Genomic DNA, 550 nt, shown 5'->3' with positions numbered 1-550 from the left:
ACTTCGCGAAGCAGCAAGAGTGAAGTACGAGTATATCGAAAGTTATGTTGGGGAATATAAAGTGACCCATATGTGTCGCGCCTTGGATGTTTCTCCTAGTGGTTATTACAAGTGGTTGAATAGAGAACCAAGTGAACGCTCAAAGCGGCGATGCCGTTTTGAGCAGTTAGTCATGTGTACTTTTGCGAAGCATCGTGCTCGTTATGGTTCGGTGCGAATTACCGATGAGTTGAAGGAAGTAGGCCATGCCTGCTGCGTGAACTATATTGCTGATATTATGAAAGAAAAGGGCATAAAAGCACGCAACGGTATTGGGTTCAAATACACTAAGGATGTGGCAGCGATGACCAATGTAGCTGATAATTTATTACGTAGAGACTTTGAGGCTAAGCGCCCTAATCAGAAATGGGTGACCGACATCACCTACATCTGGGTGAAGAGCCGTTGGCTCTATCTAGCCACGGTGCTGGACCTGCATTCACGGCGTATTGTTGGTTGGTCTTTAGATACGACGATGACGGTTCAACTCATTACGAATGCACTGAAAATG

1 protein-coding gene is annotated in these 550 nt (G+C 45.5%); it reads left to right on the top strand.

What is annotated here, in order from left to right; all coding sequences use genetic code 11:
- Window positions 1-19: 19 nt before the first annotated feature.
- Window positions 20-550 (top strand): IS3 family transposase (locus EXA13_RS17015; RefSeq protein ID WP_238134105.1); only part of this gene is annotated, 531 nt, incomplete at its 3' end.

It is taken from the genome of Vibrio cincinnatiensis (genome assembly GCF_022113815.1).
Lineage (GTDB): Bacteria > Pseudomonadota > Gammaproteobacteria > Enterobacterales > Vibrionaceae > Vibrio > Vibrio cincinnatiensis_A.
The sequence above is the reverse complement of the archived record's forward strand: the minus strand, read 5'-3'. Positions and strand labels throughout refer to the sequence as shown.